At 60.4% G+C, this 16539-nt stretch carries 22 protein-coding genes; 10 read left to right on the plus strand and 12 right to left on the minus strand.

The window, feature by feature from the left end; genetic code table 11:
* Positions 1–33 precede the first annotated feature (33 nt).
* Positions 34–477 carry a cell envelope integrity protein TolA gene (gene tolA, locus GKN89_RS11665; protein ID WP_063919262.1) on the plus strand — a complete coding sequence of 148 codons (444 nt, stop codon included), beginning with the start codon at positions 34–36 and terminating at the stop codon, positions 475–477.
* A 158-nt stretch (positions 478–635) separates the two neighbouring features.
* Here the strand turns inward: tolA and GKN89_RS11670 are convergent, their stop codons facing one another.
* The 3 genes from GKN89_RS11670 to GKN89_RS11680 form a co-directional block, all read right to left on the minus strand.
* Positions 636–929, minus strand: coding sequence for a hypothetical protein (locus tag GKN89_RS11670; protein ID WP_154747024.1), 294 nt, complete (start codon positions 927–929; stop codon positions 636–638).
* Between the two features lie 66 nt (positions 930–995).
* Positions 996–1208: a hypothetical protein gene (locus GKN89_RS11675; protein WP_063919264.1), complete on the minus strand. Its 213-nt coding sequence runs from the start codon at positions 1206–1208 to the stop codon at positions 996–998.
* A 94-nt stretch (positions 1209–1302) separates the two neighbouring features.
* The gene (locus GKN89_RS11680; RefSeq protein WP_063919265.1) at positions 1303–2418 is read right to left on the minus strand and encodes an AI-2E family transporter; all 1116 of its coding nucleotides are present in this window, start codon (positions 2416–2418) and stop codon (positions 1303–1305) included.
* Positions 2419–2712: 294 nt separating this feature from the next.
* Here GKN89_RS11680 and GKN89_RS24305 point away from each other — a divergent pair, with 294 nt between their 5' ends.
* Positions 2713–2850 carry a hypothetical protein gene (locus GKN89_RS24305; protein WP_019454820.1) on the plus strand — a complete coding sequence of 46 codons (138 nt, stop codon included), beginning with the start codon at positions 2713–2715 and terminating at the stop codon, positions 2848–2850.
* An 85-nt stretch (positions 2851–2935) separates the two neighbouring features.
* Here GKN89_RS24305 and GKN89_RS11685 read toward each other — a convergent pair whose 3' ends face one another.
* On the minus strand, positions 2936–3145 hold the full coding sequence (locus tag GKN89_RS11685; protein WP_063919266.1) for a 4-oxalocrotonate tautomerase family protein: 210 nt from the start codon (positions 3143–3145) through the stop codon (positions 2936–2938).
* A 16-nt stretch (positions 3146–3161) separates the two neighbouring features.
* On the minus strand, positions 3162–3902 hold the full coding sequence (locus tag GKN89_RS11690) for an SDR family NAD(P)-dependent oxidoreductase (protein WP_154747025.1): 741 nt from the start codon (positions 3900–3902) through the stop codon (positions 3162–3164).
* Between the two features lie 122 nt (positions 3903–4024).
* Between GKN89_RS11690 and GKN89_RS11695 the strand changes: the two genes are divergently transcribed.
* A complete protein-coding gene (locus tag GKN89_RS11695; protein ID WP_154747026.1) occupies positions 4025–4927 on the plus strand; it encodes a LysR family transcriptional regulator in 903 nt (300 codons plus the stop codon).
* On the opposite strand, the gene GKN89_RS11700 is transcribed toward GKN89_RS11695, so the two are convergent.
* Positions 4902–6110 (minus strand): CynX/NimT family MFS transporter, encoded by a 1209-nt coding sequence (locus tag GKN89_RS11700; protein WP_154747027.1) that lies wholly within the window; start codon positions 6108–6110, stop codon positions 4902–4904. The genes GKN89_RS11695 and GKN89_RS11700 overlap by 26 nt on opposite strands.
* A gap of 231 nt (positions 6111–6341) precedes the next feature.
* On the opposite strand from GKN89_RS11700, the gene GKN89_RS11705 reads away from it, so the two are divergent.
* Together GKN89_RS11705 and GKN89_RS11710 are read left to right on the plus strand one after the other, a co-directional pair.
* Positions 6342–6800 (plus strand): hypothetical protein, encoded by a 459-nt coding sequence (locus GKN89_RS11705; RefSeq protein WP_019454825.1) that lies wholly within the window; start codon positions 6342–6344, stop codon positions 6798–6800.
* 98 nt (positions 6801–6898) lie between these two features.
* On the plus strand, positions 6899–7315 hold the full coding sequence (locus GKN89_RS11710) for a DUF2000 domain-containing protein (protein ID WP_004941246.1): 417 nt from the start codon (positions 6899–6901) through the stop codon (positions 7313–7315).
* Positions 7316–7327: 12 nt separating this feature from the next.
* On the opposite strand, the gene GKN89_RS11715 is transcribed toward GKN89_RS11710, so the two are convergent.
* On the minus strand, positions 7328–7678 hold the full coding sequence (locus tag GKN89_RS11715) for a GFA family protein (RefSeq protein ID WP_019454826.1): 351 nt from the start codon (positions 7676–7678) through the stop codon (positions 7328–7330).
* A 141-nt stretch (positions 7679–7819) separates the two neighbouring features.
* Between GKN89_RS11715 and GKN89_RS11720 the strand changes: the two genes are divergently transcribed.
* From GKN89_RS11720 to GKN89_RS11730, 3 genes are all read left to right on the plus strand, one after another.
* Positions 7820–8029, plus strand: a complete 210-nt coding sequence (locus GKN89_RS11720; protein WP_025160266.1) for a hypothetical protein — start codon at positions 7820–7822, stop codon at positions 8027–8029.
* Positions 8030–8182: 153 nt separating this feature from the next.
* Positions 8183–9256 carry an SMP-30/gluconolactonase/LRE family protein gene (locus GKN89_RS11725; RefSeq protein WP_154747028.1) on the plus strand — a complete coding sequence of 358 codons (1074 nt, stop codon included), beginning with the start codon at positions 8183–8185 and terminating at the stop codon, positions 9254–9256.
* A 75-nt stretch (positions 9257–9331) separates the two neighbouring features.
* On the plus strand, positions 9332–9976 hold the full coding sequence (locus GKN89_RS11730; RefSeq protein WP_154747029.1) for a Qnr family pentapeptide repeat protein: 645 nt from the start codon (positions 9332–9334) through the stop codon (positions 9974–9976).
* Here GKN89_RS11730 and GKN89_RS11735 read toward each other — a convergent pair.
* Positions 9966–10583 carry a LysE family translocator gene (locus tag GKN89_RS11735; protein ID WP_019454830.1) on the minus strand — a complete coding sequence of 206 codons (618 nt, stop codon included), beginning with the start codon at positions 10581–10583 and terminating at the stop codon, positions 9966–9968. The genes GKN89_RS11730 and GKN89_RS11735 overlap by 11 nt on opposite strands.
* A 269-nt stretch (positions 10584–10852) precedes the next feature.
* On the opposite strand from GKN89_RS11735, the gene GKN89_RS11740 reads away from it, so the two are divergent.
* Positions 10853–11281, plus strand: coding sequence for a universal stress protein (locus GKN89_RS11740; RefSeq protein ID WP_019454831.1), 429 nt, complete (start codon positions 10853–10855; stop codon positions 11279–11281).
* Positions 11282–11595: 314 nt separating this feature from the next.
* The gene (locus GKN89_RS11745; RefSeq protein ID WP_016928044.1) at positions 11596–12351 is read left to right on the plus strand and encodes an SDR family NAD(P)-dependent oxidoreductase; all 756 of its coding nucleotides are present in this window, start codon (positions 11596–11598) and stop codon (positions 12349–12351) included.
* A 43-nt stretch (positions 12352–12394) separates the two neighbouring features.
* Here the strand turns inward: GKN89_RS11745 and GKN89_RS11750 are convergent, their stop codons facing one another.
* The 4 genes from GKN89_RS11750 to puuD are packed head-to-tail and all read right to left on the minus strand — an operon-like array spanning position 12395 to position 16514.
* Entirely contained in the window at positions 12395–13675 is a 1281-nt protein-coding gene (locus tag GKN89_RS11750) for an FAD-binding oxidoreductase (RefSeq protein WP_019454832.1), read from the minus strand.
* Between the two features lie 11 nt (positions 13676–13686).
* On the minus strand, positions 13687–15183 hold the full coding sequence (puuC, locus tag GKN89_RS11755) for an aldehyde dehydrogenase PuuC (protein WP_019454833.1): 1497 nt from the start codon (positions 15181–15183) through the stop codon (positions 13687–13689).
* Between the two features lie 15 nt (positions 15184–15198).
* A complete protein-coding gene (gene puuR / locus GKN89_RS11760; RefSeq protein WP_019454834.1) occupies positions 15199–15756 on the minus strand; it encodes an HTH-type transcriptional regulator PuuR in 558 nt (185 codons plus the stop codon).
* The gene (puuD, locus tag GKN89_RS11765; RefSeq protein WP_025160264.1) at positions 15753–16514 is read right to left on the minus strand and encodes a gamma-glutamyl-gamma-aminobutyrate hydrolase; all 762 of its coding nucleotides are present in this window, start codon (positions 16512–16514) and stop codon (positions 15753–15755) included. The genes puuR and puuD overlap by 4 nt, the downstream gene beginning before the upstream one ends.
* Positions 16515–16539 lie beyond the last annotated feature (25 nt).

Genomic DNA, 16539 nt, shown 5'->3' on the forward strand with positions numbered 1-16539 from the left:
ATTATCCACCGATTTATCCATAAAGACAGGGATATGAAAATAATGCACTCAGGCTACAAAACCGGCGTCGCCACATTATTGGCGGCGATGACCGCGCTGACATTAACGGGGTGTGCCAAGCATACTACCCCCAGCCAAAACGATCCGGTAAATAAAGAGGTTGACGATCTTTTCGCCAACCTCGGCGACCCAAAGACGCCTGCGCCGGGAAAAGAGAAATTACATTACATGGCTCAGGTGCAAGCTGAGATTCAACGTCATTTAAAAGACGCCGCCATCTACTCAGGCCAACGCTGTACATTGCGTATCACGCTGGCGCCGGACGGCCTGCCAATCGGTGTTCGAACTGAAGGTGGCGATCCGGCTCTTTGCCGTGCGGCGATGAAGGCGGTTACCGATGCGCGTCTGCCTAAGCCGCCAACGCCAGAGATCCATAAGGCGTTCCAAATAATCACATTGGAATTTCACCCGCAGTGAAATAAAGGGCGGTAACTGCGATGCTAGATAATTAAACCAAAGTCACGGGTCGCACTTTCATGCGGCCCGTGACTTTGCGGCTTTGCCACGTTCCGTATCGCGCTTTTCTACGCTGAACCTGGATTTTTGGCACTATTTCACGGTATATACCGCCAGGGTTACCGATACATCATCGCGCTCACGCGTTCGGCCCGATCTTTAAAACCGTTGCTGCGCATCGTTACCACATAGTAGCGATAGTGATGTTTCTGTGCGTATTCGCGCACCAGATCTTCGGCGAACAGGCCGCTGAAGGTGACGGTGGTGACGAACGTCAGCCCTTTCACTTCGTAGGTGCTGATCTCTTGCGGGGCGCCGATATACGGCGGCGGGAACACGGTTTTGTGATACTGGCAGCCCGCCAGCAGCAGGGTAAACAGCAGGGGGATAACGGATGTTGGCGGTAATCTCATCGGGACATACTTTCCTTTCTTGGCGTGTGTTTTAGTCACATCTATAGATGTTTTTATCCCAGCACGTTAATACAGTCTGACATCCACCGACTGCTGTTGCAGCCAGGTGCTGACGTAGCCGTAAGCGGCATAGAAGGCCAGCAGCGCGAAGAGCAGTACGGAAAGCGAGGCCAAAAACTTGACGTCGCCGTGCTTCGACAGCTGATAGGCGCAATAAATAAAGGCCAACAGGCACAGCAGGGTGAAGGCGATGGCCAACGTGGCGTAGAGAATAAGCATAACGAAACCCGTTCTTCCTTGTGAGCCGGGCAAGGATACCACAGACGAAAAAAAAGGGCCCAAACGGGCCCCTGCCTGATACGGCGCGAGAGCGTTACTCCGCCGCGTCGGGATGATTTTTGCCTTCCTCGATGAATTCTTCGTCGATCTCTTCGATGTTTTCCTCGCTGTCGCGGCCGGACAGGATGTTCCAGCAGGCGATGAACAGCGCGGCGATCAAGGGGCCGATGACGAAGCCGTTGATGCCGTAGATCTCCATGCCGCCCAGGGTGGAGATCAGGATCAGGTAGTCCGGCATTTTGGTGTCTTTGCCCACCAGCAGCGGGCGCAGGATGTTGTCCACCAGGCCGATCACCACCACGAAGAACACCACCAGGAAAATGGCTTTCCACAGCATGCCGGTGGCGAAGAAGTAGATCACCGCCGGCACCCAGATGATGGCGGAGCCCACCGCCGGGATGATCGACAGGAACGCCATCAGCGCGCCCCACAGCAGGCTGCCGTCGATGCCGGTAAAGTAAAACGCCAGCCCGCCGAGCGCACCTTGCACCACGGCGACCACCACCGTGCCCTTGACGGTGGCGCGGGAAACGGCGGCGAACTTGACGAACAGATGGTGTTTCACGTGCTGGGAGAGCGGCAGCGCTTCAAGCGCCAGGTTCACCAGATAGGGGCCGTCTTTCAGCAGGAAGAACAGCAGGTAAAGCATCACGCCGAAGCCGACGACGAAGTTGAAGGTGCCCTTGCCGATCAGGAACACGCTGCCCGCCAGGTATTGCCCGCCCTTGAGCGCTACGTCAGAAAGCTGCTTTTGGATCTCGGCGGCGCTGTTGAGGTTATGCTCCGCCAGGAAGCGCTGCGCCCAGCCGGGCAGGTGGCGCATAAAGTCCGCCAGCATGGTCGGCAACTGGCTGTTGTTGGTCTGCAGCTTGGTGTAGATCACGTTGAATTCCATCGCCAGCGACGAGGCGATGATCGCCAGCGGCGTGAACACGATCAGGCAGATCAGCGCCACCGTCAGCAGCGACACCACGCCGTTGCGTTCGCCAACGTACTGCTTCAGCTTCTTTTTCACCGGGTGGAAAATCACCGCCAGAATAATCGCCCACAGCACCGAGGAGTAGTAGGGCCCCAGCACGTCGAGAAAGGCGGCGGTAACGATAAACAGGATCAGAATAAAGAATCCTTTGGAAATGCCTTTAGACATCATAGTCGTCCCTCAAAAGATGAATTTTCAGCATAGATGATCTGAATGAAAACAACACTATCATCACCTTTACTTAACCGGTAGGGGATTTTTAGTGGTGTATTCCATAGGGGTATTAAGGGCAAGGCGGGCACCGCAGGGTGAACAGGTGGCAGCGCGAGAAAAGAAAGAGGGCTAAATAATTAAAAAAATTTATGAATTGTGTTTCATTTTGTGAGCCGAGCTTGTCGCCTGCGCCAGGCTTTCCTAGTGTTGATGAGGGCGGCCGTTCGCCCGAGACCACGAAGGAGTATGCAAATGACTGAACACAAAAGACTTGCCGTTATCGAAAAGGCACTGCTGATCGTTTTCGCCGGCGTGCTGATTTACCTTGCCGCGACCGGTGCCTTGTCATTATCGGGTCTGGACCATCACTGGCCTTATCCTTCGCGCTGAGCGTGATTGATCTCACCACGCAGACCCGATAACGATAACTAGCGGCTGTACCCTACGACACTGGACTCACAGAATAAATCACCCGTCATTCGCCTCGTTCTTTGGCGCGCAGGGCGGTGACGCTCTCGCCACCGACGCCCCAGTTGTCGGTTGCCACCTCGTCAATCACCACGAAAGTGGTGTGGCGCGGTTTATTCAGCACCCGCTCCAGCAGCGCGGTGGATCCCTCGATCAGCATGCGCTTTTGCGCGGCGCTGACCCCTTCGTCGGTCACTTTAATGTTGACGTATGGCATGACGTTTCTCCCCGTTTTACCAGACGCCGGCGGTTGCGCCGCCGTCAACCGCGAGCACCGTGCCGGTGACGAAATTAGCGTCGGTCAGATACAGCACCGCATCGACGATGTCCTGCGGCTGGCCGACACGGCCGGTTGGCGCCAGTTGCCGCATCTGCGCCAGACTCTGTTCATCATTTTGATGCATCGGCGTGGCGATGATGCCGGGCGCCACGGCGTTGACCATCACGTTGTGCGGCGCCAGCTCCAACGCCAGCTCGCGCACGGCGTGGTTAAGGCCGCCCTTGATCAGCACCGGCAGCAAGGCGGGCACTTTGCTGTTGGGCTGCATGGCGATCGACGCGGTGATGGCGACGATGTGGCCGGCGCTGCGTTGCTGCATATGCCGGGCGGCGGCCTGCGCCGGGTAGAAGAAGCCTTTCAGATTGGTTGCCACCATCGCGTCGACCTCCTCCGGCGTATAGTCGGCAATCGGCTTGGCGATAAATATGCCGGCGTTATTGATAAGAATATCCACCTGGCCAAAAGCCTGTATTGCCAGGCTGAACAACCGTTCGGTGGTTTCCGGCAGCGCGATGTCTCCCGGCACCAGCAGCAGATTGGCCGGGCGGCCGAGTTTGTCCGCCGCCGCCTGCAGCCGTTCAAGCGAACGGGCGTTTGCGACAACCTGATAGCCGCGCGCCAGGTAGGCTTGCGCGATGGCGAATCCCAAGCCGCTTGATGCGCCCGTGACAATGACCGTTTTTACTTTGCTCATTTTCTCTCCTCGACAGGATAGTGATTGACCGTATGTGAACGGTAATCCATACCTGTTGGTTGAAAAATGAGGGGGAAAGAACTTTAATTTATACCTCATGTAATGAATTGGCAGAAAGAGATATGCAACGCCATTTTGACGACGTTCAGGTCGGCAGTATCGAGCTGTTTTGCCTGACGGTAGAAACCGGCAGCTTCACCGCAGCGGCCAATGCCGCCGGGATAACCCCTGCGGCGGTCAGCCGCTCGGTCGCGCGGCTGGAGGCGCGATTGCAGGCGAAGCTGTTTATCCGCACGACGCGCCAGATGCGCGTCACGGATGTCGGCCAGCGTTATTACCTGGAATGCCGCCGGGCGCTGAGTCAGCTGATGGAGGCCGAGGCGAGAATTTCCGGCGAACGGGACAAACCGGTGGGCACGCTCAGCATCAGCGTGCCGACGCTGTATGCGCATTTTAGGCTGTTGCCGCGCTTGCCCGAGTTTGCGCATCGCTATCCCGATCTCAAGCTGAATCTGCACGTCAGCAATCAGAATATCGATTTCTCCGAAGATAAATTCGACGTCGCCATTCGCGGCAGCGAGCTGAACGACTCCGGCCTGGCGGCGCGGCGTCTGGAGGAGGCTGAACTGATCGTGGTGGCGACGCCGGGCTATTTGCAGCGCCACCCTGCGCCGCTCACGCCGGCGGATCTGGCCCGGCACGATTGCATTCAGTATGCGTTGCCCAGCACCGGCAGAAAAACCGCCTGGACGTTTAAGGTTCAGGGCGAAAATAGCAAAGTGGAAACTGCCGGGCGCTGGCTTTGCCAGGAAGATTACCTCGCTACGCTGACGTTGGTGAAAAGCGGCGCCGGACTGATGCAGGTGTATCGCTTTACCGTCGAACAAGAGTTGAGCAGCGGGGCGCTGGTCGAGGTATTGAAAGATTACGCCGGCGCCTCGCGTCCCTTCATCCTGCTTTATCCCTATGCGCGCTTCGTCCCGCTCAAGGTACGGAAATTCATCGATTTCCTGACGCAAGCGTAGCCGCCAGCGCCAATACCGCTCCAGACACCGCCGCCGCCAACACCAGCCACGCCGGGGCCGCCCAGCCGGCCGCGGCCACGATGGAGCTCAGTGCGATCGGACCGATCACCTGGCCGAGGTAGTTTCCCTGCATCACCAGCCCGAGGCTCAGCGGCAGCAGCGTCGGTTCCGGCGTCGCCGCCGGCGTGGCGGCCAGAATGGTGGCGGGCAGTATGCCGGCGATGGCGCAGAACAGGAAACACAGCGGGATCAGCAGGCCGTTGGGCGTCATCGGCAGGAAAATGCCGATGCCGAAGACCCCGATCAACAGGCTGGTGGCGGCGAGCAGCGTTCTGGCGGGCAGGCCGCGCGACAGCAGCACGCCGGCGGCGAGGTTGCCGATGATGTTGGCGGCCACCGCCGCCGCGCTGATGCCGCCGGCGGCCGCCAGCGACAGGCCGATGCGCTGCATCAGGAAGATCGGCAGAAAGGTCATCACCGAGAAAAACTGCAGGTTGTATGTGGTGAACATCAGCGCCAGCAACAGCGGCTGACGCGCCCGCAGCATCGCTCCCAGCGCTTGCCGCAGCGGCAGAGACGGCGAGTGCGCGTCGGCGGCGCGGCGGGATGTGGTCAGCGGCAGCAGCAGGGCGGCCAGCAGCGTCAGCGCCGCACCGGCCTGCCAGCTTTGCTGCCAGTCGGCCAGATGCGGGCCGAAAAACAGCGAAATGGCGATGCCCGCCGGCATAAAGGTGCTCCAGATGCCGAATACCAGGCTGCGCTGCGCCGGAGCTACGATGCGGTTCAGCACTGCCGGCGAAGCGACCACCACGATCACGAAGCCGAGCCCCTCGACAAAGCGGCTGATGATCAGTCCGCTGAAGTCGTGCAGCGTGGCACCAACGAAGCTGGCGGCGCTGATGATCAGCAGCCCGAGCGCCAGCAGGCGCCGGTCGCCCCAGCGGCGCACCAGCAGCCCGGCGGCGATGCCGGCGAACACCCCAACGAAGGGAAAGGCCGAGATGACCCAACTGAGCGCCGCCAGCGAGCGGCCGAACTCGGCCTGCAGCGCCGGCAGCGCGATGGTGGCCTTGCCTACGTGCAGCGCCGCGGCGATGCCGGCGAACAGCACGTTGATGACGGCCAGCCAGGGCGTGGCGGCGGGGAGAACGCGGTCGATGGCGTCCGGTTTAATCGCGGTCATAACACTCTCCAGTAGCGGCAACGCCATCACTATGCCTCTGCGCTACGGCAAAGGCCGTTCAAATGCTGCGCTATCACGTGGGGAAACTATTCATTTCGAGCTTTATTGACGGTACGCCTTCGTTGTTTGGTGCGCCAGCGTGCCGCCCGGCGTGGACGCTCGCCCCTCTGCCGCGGTTTACTGTTCCGGCACGCAGCAGGCGTGTTGAATTCATTTTATAAGGAGCAGTGTATGTCAGAGATGATGAACGAGAGTGGAGCGCCGGCCATTGAATGGAGCTATGGCGGCCGGGGCGATGATATCAGCAGCAGCCTGAGCCTCGACACGGTTGAGGAGCAGCCGCAGGGCTTTCTGATGACGGTCGATCGGCCGGTGCAGATCTTTACAGAGGCGCTGTCGCCGATCATGGCCTTTGTCACGCTGCTGCGCCCGCTGTATGCCAAGACCAGCGAGGGCTTCCAGTTCGTGCCGGTTTCCAATCCCTGGACCGACGTGCAGCGCCTGCCGGCCAGCGCGGGCTATCTGGGGGTGCAGGTCAACGCCGGCCTGTTCTTCCACGGCGCCAAGCCGACGCACTATAAAGATCGCGACGGCCAGATGAAGCCTATCGACGGCGGCACTATTTTGCAGAACATCACCGTGCTGCATCAGGTGGCCCAGCCGCTGGGGCCTGGCGAAGGCGCGGTCTGAGCCGGCAGTGCTACCACGGGGCCGGACGCGGCCCCTTATCGCGCCTTGAAACCGTGCGCCGGTTGGGTAAAACTGGCTGCCTATTCAAGGAGAAGAGTATGTACAGCGACAACGAGAAAAAGTTTTATATCATCCTCAACCGCAATCACGAACCGGCCACGCTGTTTAACGCCTCCTGCCATCTGACGGCGGGCATCACCGATCTGATCGAACAGCGCGAGTTTCACCACTACCCGAGCAGCCTCGACGGCGTCAGCGCCAACATGAGCCATTATCCGATCGTGATCCTGCAGGCCAAGAACAGCAGCCAGCTCAGCAACCTGATCCTGAAGTGCAAGGAAGAGGGCGTGCTGTCCAACTTCTTCACCACCACCATGCTGTCGCATTCCGCCGAGCAGCAGATCGCCGACACCGCCAACACGCCTTACGAGCAGTTGGATTTCGTGGCTGTGGCGCTCTACGGGGATACCGAGCAGCTTAAGCCGCTGACCAAGAAATTCTCCGTCTATCGCTGAAAACACGCTATCTCAGACGCTGGCGCCGTCGTAGGCGTGGATCTGCAACGTATCCAGCGCAATGGCGGGCACACAGCGCAGGTTAACGGCGCACATCGCGGCGCCGTCCGGCGCGGTGCCGTAGGCGAAGGGCTGGGCGCCGCAGACTCGGCAGAACTGATGACGTATTTTGTGCTGATTGAAGGTGTAGGTGCTGAGCTGGTCTTCGCCGCTGTTCAGCGTGAAGGCTGCGACGGGAAAGAAGGACAGCAGCAGCCCTTTGCGGCGGCAGATCGAACAGTTGCAGCTGAGGGCTTCGGTAGGCAGTTCGGCGTCGACGGAGAAGGTGACGGCGCCGCAGTGGCAGCTTCCCTGGAATGACATGGCGATGATCCTGTGACAGGGGAGAGTATTTGCCCAGTATAGTGCAATTTATCGTCACTCGGCCGCGCCGGGCGCGGTTTCCTTAGTAAATGCGCGGTTTTCTGTTAGGTTAGAGATTAACGTCATCAAAAGGAGAGCGCGATGTTAGAACATTACTACCCAGCGAATATGGGCGCCAAACCGGTCACGGACGAGCAGCACAAACGGCTGGTGGCGGTACAGGCGGCGCTGGAATTGATCAAGGCCACGCTGTCGGACACCAACGACGGCAACGGCGTGGACTTTCAGCTGAAGGCGGCGGAAAAGCATATCGGTCCGATGGCCGACGCCATTCAGGAAGCCCTGAAATAACGGCTTGTCGCCAGCTAAACCGTCCATACCGGGCGGTTTTTTTTTGCGCTGATTACTGCGATTTTTTTAGTAGCGCATTGCCTTTTTACCGGCTGGTGCGGCTGCCGGCGCGGCTCTACTCTGAAGATCCCAGTCATCATCAGGTGCCCGCCCATGTTTCGCTTCAGCCTATTTTCTGTCTTATTACCGCTCAGTCGGCGCGTCACCCTGCTGGCCGGCGTAACGCTGTTTTTCAGCGGCGTGCCGCCGGCAAACGCGACGCAACGCATCGAGTTTTCGCCGGATCCCGCCGGCGCCTACCCTGAGGGCATCGCCTGGAATGCGCGCGCCGGCGCGTTTCTGGTGTCCTCCCTGCGCGGTGGCCAACTTGGGTTAGTCTATCCGGATGGTCGCTATCGGCGTTTTTCCATCGGCAAGGGGTTAATCACTACCTCCGGCATGCTGGTGGACGCCGAGCGCAACCGGGTGCTGGTGTGCAACGAAGACGTGGGCGTGTCCCTCCACTCTGCCGCCGGCACGCGCAATCGCGTAGCGCAGGTGTTGGAGTTCAGCCTCGATACCGGCGTGCTGCAGCAGAGGTACGATCTTTCATCGCTAAGCCATGGCCCGACGTTGGCCAACGATCTGACGCTCGACGCGCAGGGTAATATCTACGTGACCGACAGCTTCCAGCCGCAGATTTACAAGATTGACCGTGCAACGCGCCAGGTGTCGATTCTGGTGCGTTCGGCGCGTTTGATGCCGGCCGACGCACCCGCCGCAGCGCAGGGTACGCAGCCTTATCTCAATGGCATCGTCTATCACCCGGACGGCTTCCTGATTGCGGCGGACTACACCCGGGGGCTGCTGTGGAAAGTGACGCTGGATAACGCGCCTGCGGTAAGTGCAATCAGGTTGCCGCAACGCTTAAAAGGGCCGGACGGGTTGCGGCTCAAAAACGCCAACGAACTGGTGATCGTACAGTCTTTTCCGGGGGAAAAGGGGAGCATGTCCGGTGACGTGACGCTGCTCTCCTCGTCCGACGGCTGGGCTAGCGCGCGTACCGCCGCGGTTGCCGCGCCGCCGGAATTGGATGGGCCGACCGGCGCCGCGCTGCGCGATGGCGAGGTGTGGGTGGTCAATTCCCGTTATCCCCGGTTGTTTGCCGACGTCACTCAGGCGGAGAAAACCAGAACGTTCAGCATCGTCAAGGTTGCGTTAGAACAGCCTGCGCCAAAGGCACGCTGATCGACGCCGGTTGCCAACCCTGCCGGAATAGGATTAAATGCCGCACTGACTGTATAAATAAACAGGTGTGCTGCGATGAGTCTGATATTGAAGGGTGAAAAGATTGACCGTAACCGCTTTACCGGCGCGAAGATTGAAAACGGTAGCTTTATGCTGTGCGATTTTTCAGGCGCCGATCTGACCGGCACCGAGTTTATCGGCTGCCAGTTTTACGATAGCGACAGCCGGCAGGGGGGCAATTTCAGCCGCGCGATACTGAAAGACGCGAGTTTTAAAAGCTGCGATTTATCGATGGCGGATTTCCGTCACGCCGACGCGTTGGGCGTCGAGATCCGCGAGTGCCGCGCGCAGGGCGCCGATTTTCGCGGCGCCAGCTTTATGAATATGATCACCAGCCGCACCTGGTTTTGCAGCGCCTATATCACCAAAAGCAACCTGAGCTACGCTAACTTCGCCAAGGTGGTGCTGGAGAAGTGCGAGCTGTGGGAGAACCGTTGGCACGGCGCGCAGGTGCTCGGTGCCAGCTTCAGCGGCTCCGATCTGTCCGGCGGCGAGTTCTCTGGTTTCGACTGGCGCGCCGCCGACGTTACCGGATGCGATTTGAGCAATGCCGAACTGGGCGAGTTGGATTTGCGCACCACCGATCTGCAGGGCGTTAAAATGGACAGCCACCAGGCCGCGCAGCTGCTGGAGCGGCTGGGGATCGCGATCATCGGCTGAGCAACTGCCGCAGCCCCAGTGCGATGATCAAGGTGCCGCAGGCGCGATCGATCCAAGCCTTGCTGCGGCGGTAGGCGCCGGCGACAGGCGCGTGCGACAACACCAGGGCGACCAGCCCGTACCACAAGCTGGCTATCACCGCGACTTCCAGCAGCATGGCGAAAAAAGTCGGCGTAGAAACATGGCTGGGTGCCGCTGATGAGAAGACGGCGGCGTAAAACGCAATGGATTTGGGGTTGGCGATGTTGGTGGCGATACCCTGCAAAAAGGCGGCGCGAAAACCGCTTTTTCCGGCGGCCGCTGGGGTGCCGGAAGAGGGCGCCGCCTGGGCGATAAGCCGATAGCCGAACCACATTAAATAGCCGGCGCCGGCGACTTTAATCGCCACCGCCAACCAGGGGAACAGGGCGAAAACCACGCCGATGCCCAGAAGGGCACTGCTCGCCCAGAACAGATTGACCAGCACAATGCCGGCCACTAAGGCAAACGCCTCTGCCCGGCGTGCGGAAACGGCTTTGTGAGCGACGGCGACGAAATTAGGGCCGGGGATCACCACGCCGACAATATACACGGTGAAAACGGCGAGTACGGCGGACATATCGACCATGAAAGATTGCCTGTTACAACAAGAGTACCGTTAGTTTTATAACGAATCCCGCACAGAATCCACTCGACCAATTGCACTGGCGTCCCGATGGCGGCCGGGGAGAATTACGCATGCGGCGCATGCCTGGGGCACCGAGGTGATAGCGCCCGTCGAGCGTTTGCCGAGGGGGCAGGCGAGCGACCCGGCGCTGGGCTAAACTTAAGGTGCATAAGAAACATGCGGCAAGGAGCGCCATCCTGTTCACGGTTTTGATGCGGAGGGCCGCCACTATGGCTTATCAGCATATCGTTGTCGCCACGGATCTCAGCGAAGACGCCGAGTTCCTGCTGGGCAAGGGCGCCAGGTTGGCCGCCGCGCTCAATGCCAAACTCTCCCTGATCTACATCGACATTCATCGCGCCGGTTATTACGTCGATCTGGGCGTGGGAGATTATAACTACACCGATCGCACCTTTTCGGAGCGGGTGAAGAACATGCTCAATGCGATCAAAGGGCAGTCGTCTTATCCGGTCGAAGAAGTGATCGTCAGCCGCGGCGCGTTGACGGAAGAACTGAACCGGGTGGCACAGGAAAAAGGGTTCGATCTGGTGATTTTCGGCCACCATCACGATGTCTGGAGCCGGCTGGTCTCTTCGGCTCGCCAGGCGATCAACGAGCTGAACGTCGATCTGTTGGTGGTCCCCATCGAGAAAAAATAGTCGCGGCCGCCTCTGGGCGGCTGCCGTTTTTCATTCGCATCGCTTATCTCTGTATGACCATAACCGCTGATTCGCAATAATTCCGCCGGCTGACAATCCGGCTTGTGAATAGTGACTGCCCGTAATTTTATTTTCTCTATCAGTATGTTGGCCAAAATCCGATAAAGGTTAACCCAGCGCATTGAAATAGCTGACATACCTCCTTTTGGTTAATAAACCGCACGTTTTGACTGGCTCTCAGGGGGACTGCGACTTATCCTCGGGTCATGAGATTTGTATGACTTATATAAATACGTTCACATGGAGGAGGTCTCATGCGTTTTGACAATAAAGTCGTGGTTATCACCGGTGCGGGCAATGGCATGGGGGAAGCGGCGGCGCGGCGTTTCTCCGCCGAGGGCGCGATCGTGGTGCTGGCCGACTGGGCCAAGGAAGCGGTAGACAAAGTCGCCGCTTCACTGCCGAAGGGCCGGGCGATGGCGGTGCATATCGACGTATCCGATCACGTCGCGGTTGAAAAAATGATGAATGAGGTGGCGGAAAAGCTGGGCCGCATCGACGTCCTGCTGAACAACGCCGGCGTGCATGTGGCGGGCAGCGTGCTGGAAACCAGCATCGACGACTGGCGTCGCATCGCCGGGGTCGATATCGACGGCGTGGTGTTCTGTTCCAAATTTGCCTTGCCGCACCTGCTGAAAACCAAAGGCTGCATCGTCAATACCGCGTCGGTGTCCGGCCTGGGCGGCGACTGGGGCGCGGCTTATTACTGCGCGGCGAAAGGCGCGGTGGTCAACCTGACGCGCGCCATGGCGCTGGATCACGGTGGTGACGGCGTGCGCATCAACTCGGTCTGCCCGAGCCTGGTGAAAACCAACATGACCAACGGCTGGCCGCAGGAGATCCGCGACAAGTTCAATGAGCGCATCGCGTTAGGCCGTGCGGCGGAGCCGGAAGAAGTGGCGGCGGTGATGGCGTTCCTGGCCAGCGACGACGCCAGCTTTATCAATGGCGCCAACATTCCGGTCGATGGCGGGGCGACCGCCTCGGACGGCCAACCGAAGATCGTCTAAGCGTTAACCCACAGGCCCGGCCAGGATGACCGGGCCTGCTATTTTAGACGCCGATACGATCGCGCAGCGTGTAGTAGGCCGCGCCGATGGCGGTGAACGGGATCTGCAGATTGCGCCCGCCGAAGAACGGCAGGTGCGGCAGCTTGGCGAAGGCGTCGAAGCGTTCGGCGTCGCCGCGCATCAGCTCGGCGATCAGCTTGCCCGCCAGATGGGTGCAGGTCACGCCGTGGCCGCTGTAGCCCTGCATGTAATATACGTTATTCTCCAACCGGCCGAACTGCGGCATGCGCGACAGCGTCAGCAGGAAGTTGCCGGTCCAGCGATAGTCGATACGCACCCCTTTCAGCTGCGGGAAGGTCTTCAGCAGCTTTGGCCGGATCAGGTTGTCGATGTCGTCCGGATCGCGCGCGCCATATACCACGCCGCCGCCGTACAGCAGGCGATGATCGGCGGTGATGCGGTAATAATCCAACAGGTAGTTGCAGTCCTCCACGCAGTAGTTCTGCGGGATCAGCGCCTGCGCGATCTCCGGCGCCAGCGGTTCGGTGGCCACCACCTGGGTGCCGCACGGCATGCTGCGCTTGGCCAGCCGCGGTTCCAGCTTGTCGCCCAGATAGGCGTTGCCGGCGACGATGACGAAGCGCGCCTTCACCTGGCCGTTGGCGGTGCTGATGAGCGCCGGTTCGCCGTGGCGGATGTTCGTTACCGCCGATTGCTCGAAGATGCGCCCACCCTGCAGGCGAATCGCCTCGGCCTCGCCCAGCGCCAGGTTGAGCGGATGGATGTGGCCGCCGCTGTGATCGAGCAGCGCGCCGACGTAGCGATCGCTGGCGACCTCCTGGCGCAGCCGATCCGCATCGAGCAGCTCGAGCTGAGTATTGCCGTAGCGTTCCCAGTTGCGCTTTTGCTCGATCAGCGCATGGAACTGCTTGTTGTTCAGCGCGGCGAAGATGCCGCCGGGGCGATAGTCGCAGTCGATGGCGTAGCGGCTGATGCGGCTGCGGATGATCTCCGCGCCTTCGAACATCATGCTGCCGAGCAGGCGGGCGCTTTCCGCGCCGTAGCGCTCTTCAATCACATCGATGTCGCGGCTGTAAGAGTTAACCAACTGGCCGCCGTTGCGGCCGCTGGCGCCGAAACCGATGCGCGCCGCTTCCAGCACCACCACGTCGTAACCGGCCTCTACCAGGAACAGCGCGGACGAGAGGCCGGTATAGCCGCCGCCGATCACGCAGACGTCGCATTCGATCGATTCATTCAATTGCGGATAGGGCTGATGAGCGTTGGCCGTGGCCGCATAGTAGCTTTTTACGTGTTCAGTCATGATGTAAGCCCTTATTCCAGCGAGATCCAGGTGGTTTTCAATTCGGTGAATTTGTCCAGTGCATGCAGCGATTTGTCGCGGCCGTTGCCGCTCTGCTTATAGCCGCCGAACGGCACGGTCATGTCGCCGTCGTTGTAGTTGTTGACGAACACCGTGCCGGCTTTCAGTTGGCGCGCCATGCGGTGCGCACGCGCCAGATCGCGGGTCCAGACCGCGGCGCCGAGGCCGTAGTCGCTGTCGTTGGCCAGCTGCAGCGCCTGTTGCTCGTCGTCGAACGCCGTCACCGCCAGCACCGGGCCGAAAATTTCATCGCGCGCCACGCTCATGGCGTTGTTCACCTGGGTGAGGATGGTCGGTCCCAGATAGCCGGCGTGGTCGCCCTGCGGATGGTCGCGCCCGTCGAGGAACAGCGCGGCGCCCTGGCTCAGCCCCCGATCGATATAGCCGGCCACTTTCTCGCAGTGGCCGCTGTCGATCAGCGTGCCCATCACCGTGGCGGGATCGAGCGGGTCGCCGGGGATGAAGGCCGCCGCGTGTTTGCGCAGCGCCTGCAGGAATTCTTGCTGAATGCTCGCTTCGACCAGCAGGCGAGTGCCGGCGATGCACACCTGCCCCTGATTATAGAAGATGCCGGCGGCGGCGCTGCGGGCGGCCTGATCGAGATCCGGGCAGTCGGCGAAGACGATGTTGGCGCTTTTGCCGCCGGCCTCCAGCCAGACGCGTTTCATGTTCGACTCGCCGGCGTAGATCATCAGCTGCTTCGCCACCAGCGTGGAGCCGGTGAAGGTGAGGGCGTCGACGTCGCGGTGCAGCGCCAGCGCTTTGCCGGCGTCGTGCCCATAGCCGGGTACCACGTTCAGCACGCCGTCCGGCAGCCCGGCCTGCTGCGCCAGTTTGCCGAGCAGGATGGCGCTCAGCGGCGACTTTTCGGAGGGTTTGAGCACCACGCTGTTGCCGGCGGCCAGCGCCGGGCCGAGCTTCCAGCAGGCCAGCAGCAGCGGGAAGTTCCAGGGCACGATGGCGCCGACCACGCCGATCGGCTCGCGCTCGATCAGCGCCAGCGCGTCGCGACCGGTGGGGGCGATTTCACCGTACACCTTATCGATTGCTTCGGCGTACCAGCGGATGCAGCGGATGGCGCCCGGCACGTCGTCGCGCAGGCTGTGGCGAATCGGTTTGCCGGTGTCCAGCGTTTCCAGCAGCGCCAGCTCTTCGTGGTGCTGCTCCATCAGCTCGGCGAAGCGCAGCAACGTGGCCTTGCGCTGCGCCGGCGCGGCCTGGGCCCAGTCGCCGCGCTCAAAGGCGGCGCGCGCTGCGTTGACCGCCCGATCGATGTCGGCGGCTTCGCCGCGCGCGACCTGCGCCAGCTCACGGCGGCCGGCAGGATCTTCCACGGCGAAACTTTTCCCCGCGGCGGCCGGCTGGTAGCGGCCGTCGATAAACAGCTGGTGCTCAATCTTCAGGGCCTGCGCCCGTTGTTGCCAATACTGCAAATGGTGAAAGTTCATGCCTGGCTCCGTTGATCAGAATGTCGTCGGCGTATGGGCGCTGATAATCCGGCAAATGCGCGCCGACGTGTTGCTGAAACTGTGGGGGATGCCGGTATTGATGGCGTAGCTCTGCCCGGCCAGCAGGTGATAGCTCTGGCCGTTGACCTGCAGCACCACTTCGCCTTCCAGCAGCGTGCCGATCTCTTCCCCCTGGTGTTTGATGCGCTCACCGGTAGTGGTGCCCGGTTCGTAGGTTTCGATCATCATCGCCAGCGTGCGGTTCGGGTCGCCGTTGTGGATAAGCTTCATCGAAACGCCCTGGCTGCCGATTTCGATCAGATCGTCACTGCTTATCACGATCTGCGGTTCTGCCGGTTTTTCCGGCTCGGCGAAAAACGCCGACAGCGACAGACCGTATACCGTCAGCAACTTTTGCAGCGTGCTGATGGCCGGGCTGACCTTGTCCTGCTCGATAGTGCTGATGGCGCTGTGGGTTAACCCAGACAGTTCGGCGACCCGGCGCTGCGACAACCCCAATTGTTGACGGATCTGCGACAGACGTTTTCCCGGTGCCAAGCTGACGTCGCTCATGGGCGTTTTTCCTTTTGATAGTTCCGACAGGCGGTGATGAAACCATCAAACAACAGGCGCGACAGGGCGTACTCGTCGCTGTTCCACTCCGGGTGCCACTGCACGCCGAGCGCGAAGGGCTGATCGCGCACGCTGATCGCCTCCACCAGCCCGTCGGCGGCGTGCGCCTCGATGCGAATACTGGCGCCCAGGGTTTTGGCACCCTGGCCATGCAGCGAGTTCACCCAGAATCTGTTGCAATCCGGTATCAGTTGCGAAAGCAGCCCCCCTTCCTGAACGATCACTTCGTGGGCGGGGGCGTATTGCTGTTCCAGCGGCAGGTCGTGATCTTCACGATGCTCCAGCAGCTCGGGCAGTTCATACAGGCGGCGATGCAGGGTGCCTTGAGTGGCGACCACCATCTCTTGCATGCCGCGGCAAATGGCGAAAAGGGGAATGCGCCTGTCGAACGCCTGGCGGATCAGCGCCAGGCTCAACGCGTCTCGACCAGGATCGGCGTCAGGCTCATCGCCGTTTTCACCATAAAGGTGCGGCTGCACATTACTGGGGCTGCCCGGCAGCAAAATGCCGTCGAGGCGCGGCAACAGTTCCGCCAGCATTTCCGGTTCCGCCAGCGCGTGCGGCAGGGCGATCGGCAAACCGCCGGCGGTGATAACGGCATTCAGGTACTTTTCTTGCAAGGTCTGTGTGAGGTGCCCGTTTAACCTATACCTGCACATGACGACACCGATGACTGGTCTGTTAAATATATTGTCCATGCTATCCCCTTGGTACGTTCGAAAT

It is taken from the genome of Serratia sp. YC16 (genome assembly GCF_009707615.1).
GTDB classification, from domain to species: Bacteria; Pseudomonadota; Gammaproteobacteria; order Enterobacterales; family Enterobacteriaceae; genus Serratia; species Serratia surfactantfaciens.

What these genes read in the sequence shown, in the direction of transcription:
- tolA (WP_063919262.1), top strand. Translation starts at nt 34, where the DNA reads ATGAAAATAATGCACTCAGGCTACAAAACCGGCGTCGCCACATTATTG.
- GKN89_RS11670 (WP_154747024.1), bottom strand. Translation starts at nt 929, where the DNA reads ATGAGATTACCGCCAACATCCGTTATCCCCCTGCTGTTTACCCTGCTG.
- GKN89_RS11675 (WP_063919264.1), bottom strand. Translation starts at nt 1,208, where the DNA reads ATGCTTATTCTCTACGCCACGTTGGCCATCGCCTTCACCCTGCTGTGC.
- GKN89_RS11680 (WP_063919265.1), bottom strand. Translation starts at nt 2,418, where the DNA reads ATGATGTCTAAAGGCATTTCCAAAGGATTCTTTATTCTGATCCTGTTT.
- GKN89_RS24305 (WP_019454820.1), top strand. Translation starts at nt 2,713, where the DNA reads ATGACTGAACACAAAAGACTTGCCGTTATCGAAAAGGCACTGCTGATC.
- GKN89_RS11685 (WP_063919266.1), bottom strand. Translation starts at nt 3,145, where the DNA reads ATGCCATACGTCAACATTAAAGTGACCGACGAAGGGGTCAGCGCCGCG.
- GKN89_RS11690 (WP_154747025.1), bottom strand. Translation starts at nt 3,902, where the DNA reads ATGAGCAAAGTAAAAACGGTCATTGTCACGGGCGCATCAAGCGGCTTG.
- GKN89_RS11695 (WP_154747026.1), top strand. Translation starts at nt 4,025, where the DNA reads ATGCAACGCCATTTTGACGACGTTCAGGTCGGCAGTATCGAGCTGTTT.
- GKN89_RS11700 (WP_154747027.1), bottom strand. Translation starts at nt 6,110, where the DNA reads ATGACCGCGATTAAACCGGACGCCATCGACCGCGTTCTCCCCGCCGCC.
- GKN89_RS11705 (WP_019454825.1), top strand. Translation starts at nt 6,342, where the DNA reads ATGTCAGAGATGATGAACGAGAGTGGAGCGCCGGCCATTGAATGGAGC.
- GKN89_RS11710 (WP_004941246.1), top strand. Translation starts at nt 6,899, where the DNA reads ATGTACAGCGACAACGAGAAAAAGTTTTATATCATCCTCAACCGCAAT.
- GKN89_RS11715 (WP_019454826.1), bottom strand. Translation starts at nt 7,678, where the DNA reads ATGTCATTCCAGGGAAGCTGCCACTGCGGCGCCGTCACCTTCTCCGTC.
- GKN89_RS11720 (WP_025160266.1), top strand. Translation starts at nt 7,820, where the DNA reads ATGTTAGAACATTACTACCCAGCGAATATGGGCGCCAAACCGGTCACG.
- GKN89_RS11725 (WP_154747028.1), top strand. Translation starts at nt 8,183, where the DNA reads ATGTTTCGCTTCAGCCTATTTTCTGTCTTATTACCGCTCAGTCGGCGC.
- GKN89_RS11730 (WP_154747029.1), top strand. Translation starts at nt 9,332, where the DNA reads ATGAGTCTGATATTGAAGGGTGAAAAGATTGACCGTAACCGCTTTACC.
- GKN89_RS11735 (WP_019454830.1), bottom strand. Translation starts at nt 10,583, where the DNA reads ATGGTCGATATGTCCGCCGTACTCGCCGTTTTCACCGTGTATATTGTC.
- GKN89_RS11740 (WP_019454831.1), top strand. Translation starts at nt 10,853, where the DNA reads ATGGCTTATCAGCATATCGTTGTCGCCACGGATCTCAGCGAAGACGCC.
- GKN89_RS11745 (WP_016928044.1), top strand. Translation starts at nt 11,596, where the DNA reads ATGCGTTTTGACAATAAAGTCGTGGTTATCACCGGTGCGGGCAATGGC.
- GKN89_RS11750 (WP_019454832.1), bottom strand. Translation starts at nt 13,675, where the DNA reads ATGACTGAACACGTAAAAAGCTACTATGCGGCCACGGCCAACGCTCAT.
- puuC (WP_019454833.1), bottom strand. Translation starts at nt 15,183, where the DNA reads ATGAACTTTCACCATTTGCAGTATTGGCAACAACGGGCGCAGGCCCTG.
- puuR (WP_019454834.1), bottom strand. Translation starts at nt 15,756, where the DNA reads ATGAGCGACGTCAGCTTGGCACCGGGAAAACGTCTGTCGCAGATCCGT.
- puuD (WP_025160264.1), bottom strand. Translation starts at nt 16,514, where the DNA reads ATGGACAATATATTTAACAGACCAGTCATCGGTGTCGTCATGTGCAGG.